Origin of the sequence: Gilliamella sp. Imp1-1 (assembly GCF_001690415.1) — a bacterium.
Classification (GTDB): Bacteria; Pseudomonadota; Gammaproteobacteria; order Enterobacterales; family Orbaceae; genus Gilliamella; species Gilliamella bombi.
This window is the reverse complement of sequence record NZ_LZHK01000064.1, coordinates 21455-37736: the sequence shown is the minus strand read 5'-3', so window position 1 is coordinate 37736 and position 16282 is coordinate 21455. Positions and strand designations below refer to the sequence as shown.

Genomic DNA, 16282 nt, shown 5'->3' with positions numbered 1-16282 from the left:
AAGGCGGACGAACGGTGATTGCTAAACGTAATTATGGTAAGGATATAGATAAAAGCAGTATGGATAGGTGCCTTTATCGCTATCGTCATTTAGTCGAGAATGCCTTTGCTAGAATCAAGCAATATCGTTCAATATCAACTAGATACGATAAGTTAGAAAGGAATTATGCCAGTATGGTATCACTGGCATTTATGTTAATGTGGCTGCCAATGTATTGTTGAGTAATTTATGTACAGCAAAGATCAACAGCCCCTAGTAACTTTAGAAGATGGCACAATAACTTTAGCATCAGAATCATAAGCAACAATTGATAACATATCTTCATTATTAAGCATATTAACCGCAAGAATAGCCGCTTCTCTTGCTTTTTCAATACGGTCACCAGACATAGAACCAGAACGATCAATGACCAAAGCTAAATTAATCGGTACACGCTTAGATGAGTCAAACTCAATTCCAGTTAACGACACTTTTAAATAATTCTTTTCTTCTGAGTTTTCTAAGATAATAGGCGATGCCAATTCAGAACGAACCTGTATTTGATTATTTGTTTTAGCATTCCCCAAAAAGCTCAAGGCAGAAATTCCAATAAAAATAAGTGATTTAATAAATTTCATGTTATTTCCTTTTTTATATGAAGTTTATTCAATTATCTGCTTTTTATAAAATAAACTGTCTGAATATTGTATTTATTTGTAAAAAAATGTAAAAAACCAAGTTAAGAATTTTAATTTATGCCGATATTGACTTTTGTTTATTGCCATTCCAAATGGCGAGAGTATATAATAAAAAATTGTCCATTCTCATAGAAATGATATAGAGAACATTTAATATGACTCAATTACAAGAAAAACTTGCACTTATTAAAAATAGTATTATCACCATACCAAATTACCCTAAAAAAGGGATTTTATTTCGTGATATTACTAGTCTGCTTGAAGATCCTGTTGCATTTCGCACATCGGTTGAGCTATTAATCGATCACTATAAAGATAAAAAAATAGATAAAGTGGTTGGCACCGAAGCGCGTGGATTTATCTTTGCAGCTCCAATTGCATTAGCATTAAATATTGGTTTTGTACCAGTAAGAAAGCCCAATAAGTTACCGCGCCACGTATTTAAAGAAGAATATCAGCTTGAGTACGGTACAGATACGTTAGAAATTCATACTGATGCCATTAAACCAGGCGAACGAGTATTAATTATTGATGATTTACTTGCTACAGGTGGAACAATTGCTGCAACAGCGAATTTAATTCGTAAAGCTGGTGGCATTGCCGAAAACGCCGCATTTGTAATCAACTTACCAGATTTAGGTGGCAAAACAAAGTTAACGGATATGGGAATTGATTGCTTTACTTTAGTTAATTTTGAGGGCGAATAATTACTATTAAGGGCACAATTAGTGCCTTTTTTTATTTTGAATACTTTTATCTCTTTTCCTTTCTAAAATAAAATAAGTTAGTCATTTTCATTGCATAAAAAATAGATATGTACCACCACTCTATCTAAATTCAGCTAAATAAATCAAGATAAAAAACCAACAAAACCTCAAAAAACGAATAAAAATACACTTTACATCTTGATAAAGCCATAAATGTGAATTATTATTCATAAATAAAGCATAATTATTAAAACAAAAGGAAATAGATAGAATGAAAAAATTTAACCATATTATTGCAAGAACACCCGCCAAATCTTTAATTAACGGATTAACGTCAGCTAACTTGGGTAAACCTGATTATCAAAAGGCCTTAGATCAGCATAACTATTACATTCGAGCACTACAGCAGTGCGATGTTGATATCTCTATTTTACCACCCGACGAACGTTTTCCTGATTCAGTCTTTGTTGAAGATACCGTTCTTTGTACACCGCATTGTGCCATTATAACAAGACCTGGAGCTGAAAGCCGTAGGGAAGAAACTGAAATCATTGCCGATACCATTGAAAGATTTTATCCAAATAAAGTAGAAAGGATTACCGCACCAGGTACCGTTGAAGCTGGCGATATAATGATGGTTGAAAACCACTACTATATTGGCTTATCTGCTCGAACCAACCAAGCTGGTGCTAACCAAATGATAGCTATTTTAGAGAAGTACGGATTAACTGGTTCGGTAGTTAAGCTTGAAAAAGTATTACATCTAAAAACAGGTTTAGCTTATTTAGAAAACAACAACCTATTAGCAGCAGGCGAATTTATAACTAAACCTGAGTTTCAACGCTTTAATATTATCGAAATTCCCGAACAAGAAAGTTATGCTGCCAACTGTATTTGGGTTAATGATCACGTAATAATGCCGATGGGCTATCCAACAACAAAAGCAAAAATAGAAAAACTTGGCTACCAAGTTATTGAAGTTGATACATCGGAATACCAAAAGATTGATGGTGGCGTAAGTTGCATGTCACTAAGATTTTAATCGATCTATATTAAATATTAACCTTACTAAACCACATAATAAGACAACAACATGAATACATCGGTAAGAAAAAAGCTAGGCATCCTGCCACTCACACTGTTAGTGGTTGGCAGTATTGTAGGCAGCGGTATTTTTAGCCTACCACAAAACATGGCCGAAAGTTCGGGCTCTGGCGCTATTTTAATTGCATGGATAATAACCCTATTTGGCATGTTAATGCTAACACGGATATTTCAGTATTTATCGATTCGATTTTACAAAATCAATGATGGATTATATGGTTATGTGCGTGAAGGTTTTGGCGATTATATCGGCTTTAATGCCGCGTGGGGCTACTGGATATCAGCATGGATGTCGTGCACCAGCTACCTAGTGATTTTATTTAGTGCATTAGGATCTTTTGATTGCTTGAGCTTCTTTGGTCATGGTACCACATTACCTGCCGTTATTACGGCTATCATATTTTTATGGATAGTGCACTATTTTGTATTAAAAGGAATATATCGTGCTTTTTTATTAAATTGCCTAGTAACATTAGCGAAAATCGTGCCTATTGGTTTATTTATTGTTTGTGTTAGCCTTGCCTTTAAAATATCGACATTTAAGATAGATTTTTGGGGAACACCGCAATTAGGCTCAATTATCGAGCAAGTAAAAAACACCATGCTCTATACCGTTTGGGTCTACTTAGGGATTGAAAGCGCAACTGTGTATGCTGCTAGAGCCAAAAACATCATCAGCATTAGCCGAGCTACCTTTTTTGGCTTTGCTATTACCAGCTTATTACTTGTTTGCGTATCTGTGTTATCGCTTGGTATTGTGCCACAACAAGAACTTGCTCAAATGAAAAACCCTTCCATGGCACTTGTTATTGAACATGTAGTAGGCAGCTGGGGAGCAACATTAATTAATATTGGTTTAATTGTGTCAGTCAGTGGTGGATTACTATCATGGTTAATGCTAGCGGCCGAAATGCTATTTTTAGCTGGCCAAGGCACACAACACACAGTACCAAGTTGTTTTGGAAAACTCAACAAAGCAGGCACGCCATCCAACGCATTATGGTTAACAACATGTTTAATAACCGTATTAATTATCCTTGCCCACTACTATCAATCTGGCTACAACACATTAATCCAATTATCAACCTCAATGGTGCTTATTCCCTATTTACTGGCGGCTCTCTTTGTTTTTAAATTAGCCGTTCAACAAGGTAAAGCCTACTTAATTATGATTGGCGCTTTAGGATCGCTTTATGGCATATGGTTGATTTATGCTGGTGGCACAGTTTATTTATTACTGTCGATGATACTATATAGTATGGGACTCTGTTTTTACCTTTATGCCAGAAAGGAACGATCTTTGCCAGCATTTAGTTACTTGCATGACAAAGCGTACGCTATTGCAATCATCCTATTAGCTATCATCGCTATTTTACACTTCTACATAACACCAAATTAATTAGTTAGGCGTTATTTTCGAAATAGATAAAAGTCAGCTAATAGCTTTCTGAACTCTTGAGAATAACGCCCATCACCATCTCGCATACACAATTGCTGCTCATCAATTTTATTAGCCTGGATAAATGAAAAAGCCAATAATGATAACGAAAAGTCTTTATCTGCACTATATCTAACATTCATCAGTTGGAATAAATATAACTGATTAGATTCACATAATAACCTAAACTGATTGGATAAATGATAAGGTAAAACTAAACAAAATTGCCCTTTCGGTTTTAGTAAGCGCTTAACTGTGTCAATAAGCTGTTGAAAGTTCAAACATTCGGTATAACGTGCCAACTGTCTTTGGGAATTGCGACAATCAACGGCAGATGCAAAATAAGGGGGATTAGTCACAATCAAATCATAGCCCACCGCATAACTTAGCTGAAATTGATTAATATCGGTATTAATCGCATTAATCGAAGTAAACCCAGCTTGTTCGCTATTTTGCTGACATTGTGATACCGCCTGCATATCAATATCGATGGCATCAATTTGGCTGTTATCATGTTCTAACCGCTGAGCTAACATTAACGCAATTACACCACAACCACAGCCAATATCGAGTACCTTTTGCGGAGCCGAATCAATCGGAACCCAAGCCCCTAACAAACAACTATCGGTTGTTACCTTCATTGGACTTTTATCGTGCGCCACAAAAAAACGCTTAAAAGTAAAGCCACCTTTTTTTAACGGTAATGAATTATTCTGCATAAATAAACTTCTTAAACAAAGGCTTGTTAGATGCTATCGCATCAGCCCAGCGAGTCGGTTCTGGCAAACGATAGCCCCGCAAGCATAAATTAACCCATTTTAAAGCACTATCTTGACTTACTCGGTGACCTGTTGAAATAAATAAAGGATTGCAATTATTTTTACTACATAAAACCCAACCAATCTGTTCTTGCTTGTCTTGTAAAGGTGTTACATTACCTGCTTGCTTAGGTAATATTTCGTATTGACCGCAAAGCCTTTTTTTAGCAACACCAATTGTTGGCATATCTAACAACAAACCTAAATGGCTTGCAATACCTAAACGCCGAGGATGAGCAACACCTTGCCCATCAACGAACAACAAATCTGGCTTCTGTGTTACCTGCTGCCAAGCGGCAAGTAGCGCAGGGTATTCCCGAAAAGACAAATAACCAGGAATATAAGGAAACCCTGTCTCAACCCGAGCAATATGATACTCAACAACCTCGAAAGTTGGATAGCGCAAAATAACGATTGCTGCTCGAGTAATCTTGCCATTATCTTCAAAACCGACATCAGTACCACCAACGTAATTTATTGACGGATTAAAGTCATCATCGCATTTAACCTGCATGGCTAACGCCTGCTGTGTTTGCATTAATTGTTCTAAATTGATAGACATTTTTATTCTGTTCAGTATCATTATTCCAATAGATTGATTTTATCAGAATTAGCATGCCATATACATTAGCAAATCCTACCGAGTTAACAGAAGAAATCAAAAAAAGTCGTTTTATTGTCAATGCAGCGCCAGTCACATCAGCTGAACAAGCCACCGACTTTATTAATCAAATAAGCGATCTCAACGCCACCCACAACTGCTGGGCATGGAAGATTGGACAACAATACCGATTTAATGACGATGGCGAGCCCACTAGTACAGCAGGTCGCCCTATTCTTTCAGCCATTGAAGGACAAGATTGTGACCAAGTGGTAGTAGTAGTAACTCGTTACTTTGGTGGCATAAAATTAGGTACTGGAGGATTAATTCGTGCCTATGGCGGTTCGGCTAGTCACTGCTTGCAACAAGCTGAACTAATTGAACTCATTGCCCGCATAACGCTACAATTTCACTGCTATTATAACGAATGGCCAATTATCGAAAATCGCCTAAAGGAACTTGATTCCATTATTGAAAATCAAGAGTTTGATGCTGAAGGTGTAAAAGTAAACGTCGCTATCACAAAAGACAAATTGCAACTCCTACAAAAAAACATTAGCGACATCACCCGTGGACGAGTTATTATTGAACTATAAGAATCACTCAGGTAGAATATTGATTTTATTTTATAAAAGATTAATTTTTTTATTGACTATCTTTTGTTGTATCAAGTTTAATTTTTAATAAAAGTGCTTTTGGACTTTCAGTCATTAAAATGCAAAGCTCTCAGGCTTTGCTATTTTGGCTCTCCTCCTCGCACTGGAATTTTATTCTTTTATTGATTATTCTTTATTAATATCAGAATATCATCAGCACCATAAAGATTAATAACTAAGTCATAAAAACTAAGGGGTGGTGCAAAGACCATAATTAATAATAGAAGTCCTGAACCAAAAAATATCACCGTTACTAGCTCCCACATCAAACTGACCACTAAACTGCCCTATTCTAGTCGTGTCACTTGTCCAATAGTTTTGGTCAACGAAGTCCGCACCAGCGTAATGATACATAAAGCCCCACTCCGAAAATAATCCAGCACCTATTGTACGCAGGTAATTATTATTTTTTGATGGAGGTGTAGCGCCGATAGAGCCTTGGCAATTCGGACCTGAGCCAATACCAGAACAAACAGCGTTAGTCAGATCCTTAACCTGTGGCACACGATAACCCAAACCACTACACCAAGTTACCATATCAGGGTAGTGATATAATTCAGCCCCCCTAACTACGAACCATTTTTGCAGGACAAATCCATATTTAATTACCTCGTTCCCCTCTCTATCTCTCCCCACTAACTCAAAGGTCAGCGGTAACCTTGGCCTAGCAATTCGACTAGAATAAGGATTGAACCATTGATTTCTTGCCTCTGGACCTGTTAGTGTAACGCGAAATTCAACATCGCATTGGGCATTACATTTTGTTTTTCTTGTTACTGTAGCGGTAATTCCATCATGCGTAATTGGCGTTCCCCATGTTAATTCATCGGCATCTCCCCTTATGATTAAATCAAAATATAACCCATTTGCGCCCGTTGTCGGAAAATTTAGGTTATATGATCCCTGATCGGTTGATTGAACTAAGAACCCATAATCTGGGTGCCATATATCAGCAGGGCCAGCAAAATGGAGTCCACCCAGCTCAAGATTGGGCTTTACAAATTTAAGCTCCCCCCATTGTGACGATGGCAGTATTACGGCATCACTACGATTAATCCTTCGACCATTTTTAACGGGTAATGCCTGTAAACTCCATAAAGAAGACAATAATAACAATACCAATACTAACAGAAATTTTCGGAATAATTTTGATAATAATTTGAAAGATAGCTTTGAAAATATAAACGTGGCGGGGTTAAAAATCCAACTAGTGTGTTTATCTGATAAATTTAAGACATAGGTTTGCTGGTGTCTGGTGTCTAAAATGATAATGCATTACGGTTCACCTGTCAAGTAAATTAATGATTTATTTTAATTTTTATATTTATTTGATTGTTTAATAATCTATTCCTTTAAGGAGATTAAAGTATAGCCATTTTAAAAAAACTTGGCTAGTTTTTTATGCAATTTTTTAATTAGAATACGGTGTTAGGTTTTGTAAGTCTTAACTTTTGTGAATATCATGAATATTGGTGATAATTTCTAAACCAAGGAATTAGTGAATTACCTAAAACCAATGAACATATAATCCTTACCATGTTATGGGATGTATTACGCCCATAAAATCGTTCAGGTAGAGCATTGATTTTATTTAATTTTTTATTTTCATTAAAATCAACCAGTTATACAGAAATTTCTATTTTTATACAAAAGGCCGCCTATACGGCGGTGAACATCGGTTACATGAACGGCCTGCATTGACAAACTTTCTAAACCGCCTACACGGCGGTAAACCTTAGGATACTTTTCTTCGATAGTACCCTTAGTTTCTAAACCGCCTATTCGGCGGTAAACTTGAACGAAGCAATCGGCTCGCTGGTACAGATTTTCTAAGCCGCCTACACGGCGGTAAACTAGAAGCCAATATACTATAATTCCATTTAGCAAAAGGCAAACAGGATTTTTTCTGTCAAAAACCCTTTTTTATAAGACACTATTAACCTTTTGTTTTTATTGATTTTAATTTATTGTTAAAAAAAAGGGTTAGCTAAATTTTATATTTTGAGGCAATTTTTAAATTGTATTTTCAAAAAATCCATCTAGTGAATTGATTTTATTTTAAATGTGAAATATTACTATACATTATTTTTCTCACTATAAAAAATATGCTTTATTGCCAATAAACAATAATAAAATTACAATAATTTCACTTTAAACCACTTAAAGCAAAAAACATGATTACTTACCACGATGCTACATTAGAAGATTTACCATTTATTGTTGATGTTTATAATTCAACAATTGCTGGTGGCCAAGTTACTGCCGATACAGTGCCTGTTTCTGTTGAAAGTCGATTGGAATGGTTTTACCAGCATAACCCTAACAATCGTCCACTTTGGTTAATTAAATATCAAGATAAACCTTGTGGTTGGATTAGTTTATCTTCGTTTTATGGTCGTCCCGCTTTTTATAAAACCGTTGAGATTAGCTTATATCTTCATCAAGATTTTCGTGGCAAAAAAATTGGTCAATTTATGGTGGATAAAATCGAACAATTTGCTAAACAAGCTGGAATTGAGACAATTTTTAGCTATGTGTTTCGACATAACTTACCTAGTGTTAATTTATTTAAAAAAATGCAGTATCAACAATGGGGACTTCTTCCAAAAATTGCTGAATTAGATAATGTTCAGCGTGATTTAGTTATATTAGGTAAACGGTTAAATTAACTGACTTCTATCAATAAAATTTACCTATTCAAAAGGATTTTTTAATGAGCACCTTTAATGATATTAAATATTACGCCAGTCAATCTAAAGTCACAACAACGCTGGTAGTAATCAATATTCTGTGTTTTTTTGCATTTCGGCTAGTTGATAGCCGTGGGTTTTCGCCATTATATGAAAATCATTTTTTGATTGATTGGGGAGCCGATGTTGCGGAGTTAACTTTTTCTGGCCAATATTGGCGCATGTTTACTAATTTATTTATGCATGTCAGTTTTACTCATTTAGCTATGAATATGCTGGCATTATGGAGCATTGGTCCTATTTTAGAACAGCGCATTCCTTGCCTTGCTTTTGTTGGCATTTACTTTTTTTCAGGGCTAGTAGGAAGCTTATCAAGCGATATTGCCACCATCAATTAAAATGTGATTAGCTGTGGTGCCTCGGGTGCTATTTTGGGTATTATTACCGCATTGTTGGCTTATTGTTTGGTGTTTAAAACCAATATACAAGAAATGCCAGTCAAAGCAATGTTGGTGAGTTTAGTATTAACTGCTGGGTTAGGGTTATTGCCATCTATCGATAATATGGCGCATATCGGTGGTGCTTGCGCTGGTTTTGTGCTTGGTGGGGCTGTTTCGTTATGTATTAAAATGTTCAAATACCCAAGTAAGTTAACTCTACTTATTATTGGTCTTGTATTTATTGTGACTGCATTGGGGATCTATGTGCAATATATGCACTATGCTTTGCCTAGTGGTTATTATGTCTATTATTAATAATAAAAAGGCGCTGATTATCATTAAACAGCGCCTTATTTATGCAAAAGCTATTTAAAAGCTATTTAAAATCCGTGCAGGCTCAATCTTACACGCACGTTTAGCTGGATAATAGCTAGCAATTAAGCTAAGTAACATGGCGGTTATAAACACTATCACCACATCAAACAGATGAATTTCGGATGGTAAAAAATCAATAAAATAGATATTGCTATTTAAGATTTTATGCCCCATTAATGACTCAATAAAGCCCATGATGTTAGAAAGTTGCCATGACAGTATTACGCCTAAAATAACTCCAATTAGACTGCCAATTAACCCTGAAATCACTCCATACCATATAAAAATATGTTTGATTAAACGATTAGTTGCGCCTAGGGTCTTTAATATGGCAATATCACGCTGTTTATCTTTTACGGCAATGACTAAAGTGGATACAATATTAAAACAGGCCACGCCAATCACTACAATCATGGCCAGATACATGATTTGCCTAATCATTTGAATATCACGATACATAAAGCCAAACGTCTGTTCCCAACTATTAAATAACAGATCTTCGTCAAGCCCTAATGCTGCTTGACCAATAAGGTTATTGGATTGATAAACGTCTTTTACATTTACCATAATACCTGTAACGCTATCGCCCATATTTAGTAATTTCTGTGCATCTGTTAATGGAATTAAAGCCATGTTATTACTCAAGCTGCCACTTAATTCTAAAATCCCTACTACTTGCAAACGGACTCTTTTAGGTGGTTTGAGTTGATTTGGACTACTCGAAACAGGAATTAATAAAGAAACCCATCCCCCTTCTCTCACTGATAAATTTTTAGCAAGCCCTGCTCCAATAATAATTTGTTGGTTATCGGGCTTAAAATCTTGCCATTTATTATTCAGTACATAATTCGGTAGTGAACTGATTTGCATTTCTTGTTCAGGGTCAAGACCCTGTACTTGCACAGCACCAAGTTTGCTACCGTTTTCAATTAATCCAGTAAAATTAACAAATGGTAAGGCTGATACAATATTACTATTGTTTTTAAGTTCTTGTTGAACGTGTTGCCAATTATCTAAATTGCCGTACTCTGGATAGAATTGTCCATGTGGCACTACCGATAACACTCGATTGTGTAATTCACGCTCAAAGCCATTCATGGCACTTAAGCCAATAATTAATGCCGCAATACCAATAGCAATGCTGAGTGTTGAGATAATCGAAATTAACGACACCATACCACTTTTGCGACGCCCTTTTCGAAATTTTATGGCGGTAATTAAAGATAAATTCATATTAATTATCCATTAATTGTTATCTAATGATGCGCTATCAGAAAGTTGACCATCTCTCATCACCATTTGTTTATCAAGTTTATTGGCAAGCTCAAGATCATGTGTAACAACCAAAAACGCAGTTCCATGTTCACGATTTAATTTAATCAGTAGCTCAAAAATAGAATCGGCTGTTGATTTATCAAGGTTACCTGTTGGCTCATCAGCCATTACTAAAGCGGGGTTATTAATTAATGCACGCCCTATTGCCACTCGTTGGCGTTCTCCGCCAGACAACTCGGAAGGACGATGATTTGCTCGTTTGACTAAATTAACCGACTCTAGCATTGCCATAGCCCGTTTTTTAGCTTCGTTGGGTAAAACGCCGCCAATTAATAGTGGCATGGCTACATTTTCAAGCGCGGTAAAGTCAGGCAATAGGTGGTGAAATTGGTAAACAAAGCCAATTTCTTGATTGCGTAGACGTGCCTTTTCTTGTTCAGATAATTGATTTAACTGATGTGATTTAAAAATAATTTCGCCAGATGTGGGATTATCTAAGCCACCAAGCAAATGCAGTAAAGTGCTTTTACCTGATCCTGAACTACCTATAATGGCGAGTAATGATTGTGAATAAATGTCAAACGAGACATTTTTTAAAACCTCGGTTACCATTTTGCCTTCGTTATAAGTTTTATAAAGATTTTTGGCACTTAGTAATATTTGTGAATTATTCATAACGTAAAGCCTCGGCAGGTTGAATATTGGCTGCACGATATGCAGGATAAAGTGTTGAAATTAGCGATAACATAAGCAATCCAATAATAATTAAAATAATTTGCGATGGTTCAACCAATGAAGGTAGCAAGATACCAGCTAAAGATAAACCTAACAATTGCATGATTTCGTTTAAGTTAATAGCAAGTAGCAGTCCTAAGGCGCTACCTAATAACGTGCCAATTATTCCTGAACTTGCACCTTGAATAATAAAAATTAACATAATTTTAAAGCGAGACAGACCTTGTGTTTTTAAAATAGCGACTTCGCCTTGCTTTTCCATCACCAACAAGCTTAATGAAGTAATAATGTTAAAAGCCGCTACAATCACAATCAGGCTAATGAGTAATCCCATGACATTTTTTTCCATTTTAATGGCTTGAAATAATTCACCGCGTTTAGCTCGCCAATCTTTAAAGACTAATCCTTCAGGTAATGGGGTATTGGTTATCGAGGCAATATCAAGTGGTTTATCTAAAAATAGGCGCCAACTGCTAATCATATTAGGAGGATAACGTAATAAGTTTTTAGCGTCAGATTGATTGACATAAATAAGCGTTTGATTGATATCGTGGTTAACCGTAAACAGTCCTACAATATTAAATAAACGCTGGGAAGGTATACGCCCAACTGGGGTAATTTGACTTGCATCTGTTACCATTAAACGTATTTTATCGCCAACGGTTACACCTAATTGATTAGCTAACGTTTGCCCTATGATAACATTGTATTGCCCTGCTTGAAGATCTAAGAACGATCCACTATAGATATAATCATTAATAGGATCATCATCTTCTGGGTTAATGCCCATTAGTGTGCTTACAGTGATACTTTGCTCACTTTGCAAAACCACATCACTCGACACCAAAGAACTAATACGATTAACACCTTGAATCTGATTAAATTGCTCACGAGTAATGACCTTAGGATCTATCCTACCTTGTGGTGTTGTGATCTGGGCTTGAGGTAAAAACTTTAAAATACTACTTTGCATCTGATCTTCAAGCCCGTTCATGACTGATAAGACCACAATTAGACCAATTGAACCTAACATAATCCCAATCATCGACAACCATGATACAAAGCGACCAAACCCATCCGTTTTTTGCCCGTATACATAGCGCAAACCAATAAAAAATACTAATGGACGAAATATTTTTGACATAAACGTATATATTACCTGAAACTTTTTTACAAAGTTTTGCTAGTTAAATGCAAGGTGCTTATCATACAGGATTAAACAGTTATAGAAAACAACCTCATACTTACGTTATAATCTGACAATAAATTTTCAGCGACATCAACGAACTCATCATGTCTAAAACAGTTAATATTTCAAACTTAATTCCTCAAAAATCAGGTGAAGTAAAGCAAATTGGGCAGCTAGTTGGCTCTTCCTTATCACAATTTTGCGCTCAAGCTATAGATGCACATGAAGGTATAGTTGTGATTGTCACTGATGATATGCAACAAGCTTCGCGCATTCATGAAGAACTAAAGCAGTTTACATCCTTCCCTTCTATTATCTTTCCAGATTGGGAAACATTGCCTTATGACAGCTTTTCTCCTCATCAAGATATCGTATCAGAACGCTTATCTTGCCTTTATCATCTTGGACATTTAACCAAAGGGGCGTTAATTTTACCCATTAATACCTTAATGCAAAAAGTCTGCCCACAAAGTTATTTGGGTGGACATGTTTTTATGATGAAAAAAGGCTTACAAATTAGCCGAGAACATTTACGCCTTCAACTTGAAAATGCTGGCTATCGTTCAGTCAGCCAAGTTATGGAGCATGGCGAATATGCTACTCGTGGAGCGCTTTTTGATATCTACCCCATGGGCAGTGATAAGCCTTATCGCATCGATTTTTTTGATGATGAAATCGACAGTATCCGTACTTTTGATGTCGAAACTCAACGTACCTTTGGTGAAATTGCTGAAATACAATTGCTACCAGCCCATGAGTTTCCTTTCGATAAAACAGCTATTGAGTTGTTTCGTAGTCAATGGCGAGAACAATTTGAGGTTAGATTAGACTCAGAAAGCATCTATCAACAAGTTAGTAAAAATATTTTGCCAACTGGTATTGAATATTGGCAAGCCCTGTTTTTTAACGAACCATTAACACCTCTATTCTCTTATTTTTTAGCAAATAGCTTAATTATAAATACAGTTAATATTGAGCAATATGCTAACAAATATTGGCAAGATATTACCCAACGTTATGAAAGTCGCAAAGTCGATCCTATGCGACCATTACTTGCACCAAATGTTATTTGGTCTAAAACTGACGAGATTTTTGCCAATTTCAAAAACTACCCAAGAATGGTTTTATCGCATGCAATAACGACTGAATCAAATAAAAACGTTAATTTTCCTTATGTAGCATTACCTAATATTGCTATTGAGATCCAACAAAAAGATCCTTATTTGCAATTTCAAAAATTTGTTGAAAATTTTGCAGGAACAATCATCTTTTCGGTTGAATCAGAAGGACGCAAAGAGGCTTTACAAGAAATTCTTGGACGAATTCGTATTCATCCCACTACCATCAATTTACTTGATGAACGAAAAAACAGTGATAGCCGATTTTATTTAATCGTTGGAGCTAGTGAACAGGGCTTTATCAATCAGCAAGATAATTTTGCCTTTATTACTGAAAATGAGCTATTAGGACGACGAGTAGTTCGTCGTAAAAAAGAAAATAAACAAGCTATCAATACTGATTCACTTATTCGTAGTTTAGCTGAGCTAACACCCGGCAAACCCGTTGTCCATTTAGAACATGGCGTTGGTCGATATGCAGGACTTACCACATTAGAAACAGGTGGGATTACGGCTGAATATCTTATTCTATTATATGCCAATGATACCAAGCTTTATGTTCCTGTTTCATCATTAAATCTAATTAGCCGTTATTCTGGTGGCGATGAAGAAAACGCACCACTCAATAAATTAGGTACTGATGCTTGGAGTAAAGCGCGGCAAAAAGCGGCCGAAAAAGTACGAGATGTTGCAGCTGAATTACTAGATATTTACGCTGAACGTGAAAGTAAACCCGGATTTGAATTTAAACAAGACCGAGAGCAGTATGAACTATTTTGCCAAGGGTTCCCTTATCAAGAAACTGATGATCAACAAAATGCCATTGGGACAGTAATTGGCGATATGTGCTCTCCTTATGCCATGGATAGATTAGTCTGTGGTGATGTTGGATTTGGTAAAACAGAAGTAGCGATCCGAGCTGCTTTTTTAGCCGTTATTAATCATAAACAAACAGCAGTTTTAGTTCCTACAACTTTACTTGCAGAACAACATTACGAAAGCTTTTGTGATCGCTTTGCAAACTGGCCAATTCGCATAGAAAGCCTGTCTCGATTCAAAACCGCCAAACAACAAAAAAGTATTATAGAAGCTCTTGGTGAAGGCAAAATTGATATTGTAATTGGCACACATAAATTGTTACAAGAAGATATCAAATGGAAAGATTTAGGCTTGTTGATTGTTGATGAAGAACATCGTTTTGGCGTCCGCCAAAAAGAACGAATTAAAGCAATGCGAGCAAACATTGATATTCTAACACTAACCGCAACACCAATTCCAAGAACCCTCAACATGGCAATGAGTGGTATGCGGGATCTTTCTATTATTGCGACTCCTCCAGCTCGCCGTTTAGCAGTGAAAACCTTTGTTAGAGAATATGATGATCTCGTGATTAGAGAAGCCATTTTGCGTGAAATTTTACGTGGTGGTCAGATTTATTACTTACACAATGATATTTCTGATATCGAAAAAGTAAGCGAAAAACTGGCAGAGCTGGTGCCCGAAGCACGAATTACCATTGGTCATGGGCAAATGCATGAACGCGACTTAGAGCGCGTAATGAATGACTTTCATCATCAACGTTTTAACATACTTGTTTGTACAACCATTGTTGAAACTGGTATCGACATTCCTAATGCCAATACCATTATCATTGATCGTGCCGATAAATTTGGTTTAGCCCAGTTACATCAGCTCAGAGGACGAGTTGGACGTTCTTATCATCAGGCTTACGCTTATCTATTAACCCCACACCCTAAATTACTCACTAAAGATGCCAAAAAACGCCTAGAAGCAATTGCCTCACTTGAAGATTTAGGTGCAGGTTTTGCTCTAGCCACACACGATCTTGAAATCCGAGGTGCTGGTGAGTTATTAGGCAGCGATCAAAGCGGTCAAATTGAGACTATTGGCTTTAACCTTTATATTGAGCTACTTGATGAGGCCGTCAAATCACTAAAAGAAGGCAAAGAGCCAACACTTGAATCATTACTCAATAATCAACAAACAGAAATTGAGTTACGCTTACCAACACTTATTCCTGATGATTTTATTCCCGATGTTAATACACGTTTATCACTATATAAACGTATTGCGAGTATCACCGATCTTATCGAACTCACCGATATTCAAGTTGAAATGCGAGATCGTTTTGGTAAATTGCCCGATGCAGTGCTTTTTTTACTAGAAACCACAAAAATCCGTTATCACGCAATCCAATTAGGCATTACTAAGATCGAGTTTGGTGAAAAAGGCGGTTATATTGAATTCGGTAATAATAATAAGGTGTCAGTCGATTACTTAATTGAAATAATTCAAAAAGAACCAAAAAATTATCGCTTAGAAAGTTCAAATCGATTAAAATTACAAAAATCAGAATTGCAACGAATCGATCGCATTGAATATATTAAAAATTTGTTGTCTGATTTTGCAAGTCATCAAGAATGATAACTATAATTACA

13 protein-coding genes and 2 pseudogenes are annotated in these 16282 nt (G+C 36.1%); 8 read left to right on the top strand and 7 right to left on the bottom strand.

What is annotated here, in order from left to right:
• Positions 1-221: transposase (locus A9G38_RS11695; RefSeq protein ID WP_141671736.1), on the top strand; the 221-nt coding region annotated here is incomplete at its 5' end.
• Positions 222-254: 33 nt separating this feature from the next.
• On the opposite strand, the pseudogene A9G38_RS06335 reads toward A9G38_RS11695, so the two are convergent.
• Positions 255-617: pseudogene (locus A9G38_RS06335) on the bottom strand (VWA domain-containing protein); the annotation flags it as partial.
• Positions 618-832: 215 nt separating this feature from the next.
• Here A9G38_RS06335 and apt point away from each other — a divergent pair.
• From apt to A9G38_RS06320, 3 genes are all read left to right on the top strand, one after another.
• Positions 833-1384, top strand: a complete 552-nt coding sequence (apt, locus tag A9G38_RS06330; protein ID WP_034911707.1) for an adenine phosphoribosyltransferase — start codon at positions 833-835, stop codon at positions 1382-1384.
• A gap of 271 nt (positions 1385-1655) precedes the next feature.
• Positions 1656-2426, top strand: a complete 771-nt coding sequence (gene ddaH, locus A9G38_RS06325; protein ID WP_034911710.1) for a dimethylargininase — start codon at positions 1656-1658, stop codon at positions 2424-2426.
• Positions 2427-2477: 51 nt separating this feature from the next.
• A complete protein-coding gene (locus tag A9G38_RS06320; protein WP_034911712.1) occupies positions 2478-3887 on the top strand; it encodes a basic amino acid/polyamine antiporter in 1410 nt (469 codons plus the stop codon).
• An 11-nt stretch (positions 3888-3898) separates the two neighbouring features.
• Here the strand turns inward: A9G38_RS06320 and A9G38_RS06315 are convergent, their stop codons facing one another.
• Together A9G38_RS06315 and nfi are read right to left on the bottom strand one after the other, a co-directional pair.
• Entirely contained in the window at positions 3899-4645 is a 747-nt protein-coding gene (locus tag A9G38_RS06315) for a tRNA1(Val) (adenine(37)-N6)-methyltransferase (protein ID WP_034911714.1), read from the bottom strand.
• Positions 4635-5300 (bottom strand): deoxyribonuclease V, encoded by a 666-nt coding sequence (gene nfi, locus A9G38_RS06310; RefSeq protein WP_442902862.1) that lies wholly within the window; start codon positions 5298-5300, stop codon positions 4635-4637. The genes A9G38_RS06315 and nfi overlap by 11 nt, the downstream gene beginning before the upstream one ends.
• A gap of 59 nt (positions 5301-5359) precedes the next feature.
• On the opposite strand from nfi, the gene A9G38_RS06305 reads away from it, so the two are divergent.
• A complete protein-coding gene (locus tag A9G38_RS06305) occupies positions 5360-5941 on the top strand; it encodes an IMPACT family protein (protein WP_034911720.1) in 582 nt (193 codons plus the stop codon).
• Between the two features lie 249 nt (positions 5942-6190).
• Here A9G38_RS06305 and A9G38_RS06300 read toward each other — a convergent pair whose 3' ends face one another.
• A complete protein-coding gene (locus A9G38_RS06300) occupies positions 6191-7123 on the bottom strand; it encodes a hypothetical protein (RefSeq protein ID WP_141671742.1) in 933 nt (310 codons plus the stop codon).
• A gap of 1052 nt (positions 7124-8175) precedes the next feature.
• Between A9G38_RS06300 and A9G38_RS06295 the strand changes: the two genes are divergently transcribed.
• Positions 8176-8670 carry a GNAT family N-acetyltransferase gene (locus A9G38_RS06295; RefSeq protein ID WP_034911725.1) on the top strand — a complete coding sequence of 165 codons (495 nt, stop codon included), beginning with the start codon at positions 8176-8178 and terminating at the stop codon, positions 8668-8670.
• Between the two features lie 44 nt (positions 8671-8714).
• A pseudogene (locus A9G38_RS12565) lies at positions 8715-9446 on the top strand (rhomboid family intramembrane serine protease).
• A gap of 54 nt (positions 9447-9500) precedes the next feature.
• On the opposite strand, the gene lolE reads toward A9G38_RS12565, so the two are convergent.
• Genes lolE through lolC form a run of 3 tightly spaced genes read right to left on the bottom strand, consistent with a single transcriptional unit; the run spans position 9501 to position 12651 of the window.
• Positions 9501-10739 (bottom strand): lipoprotein-releasing ABC transporter permease subunit LolE, encoded by a 1239-nt coding sequence (lolE, locus tag A9G38_RS06280; protein WP_034911734.1) that lies wholly within the window; start codon positions 10737-10739, stop codon positions 9501-9503.
• A gap of 12 nt (positions 10740-10751) precedes the next feature.
• On the bottom strand, positions 10752-11456 hold the full coding sequence (gene lolD, locus A9G38_RS06275) for a lipoprotein-releasing ABC transporter ATP-binding protein LolD (RefSeq protein ID WP_034911737.1): 705 nt from the start codon (positions 11454-11456) through the stop codon (positions 10752-10754).
• Entirely contained in the window at positions 11449-12651 is a 1203-nt protein-coding gene (gene lolC, locus A9G38_RS06270) for a lipoprotein-releasing ABC transporter permease subunit LolC (protein WP_034911788.1), read from the bottom strand. Before lolC ends, lolD begins: the two co-directional genes overlap by 8 nt.
• A 158-nt stretch (positions 12652-12809) precedes the next feature.
• Between lolC and mfd the strand changes: the two genes are divergently transcribed.
• Positions 12810-16268: a transcription-repair coupling factor gene (mfd, locus tag A9G38_RS06265; RefSeq protein ID WP_034911742.1), complete on the top strand. Its 3459-nt coding sequence runs from the start codon at positions 12810-12812 to the stop codon at positions 16266-16268.
• The last annotated feature ends 14 nt before the right edge of the window (positions 16269-16282 follow it).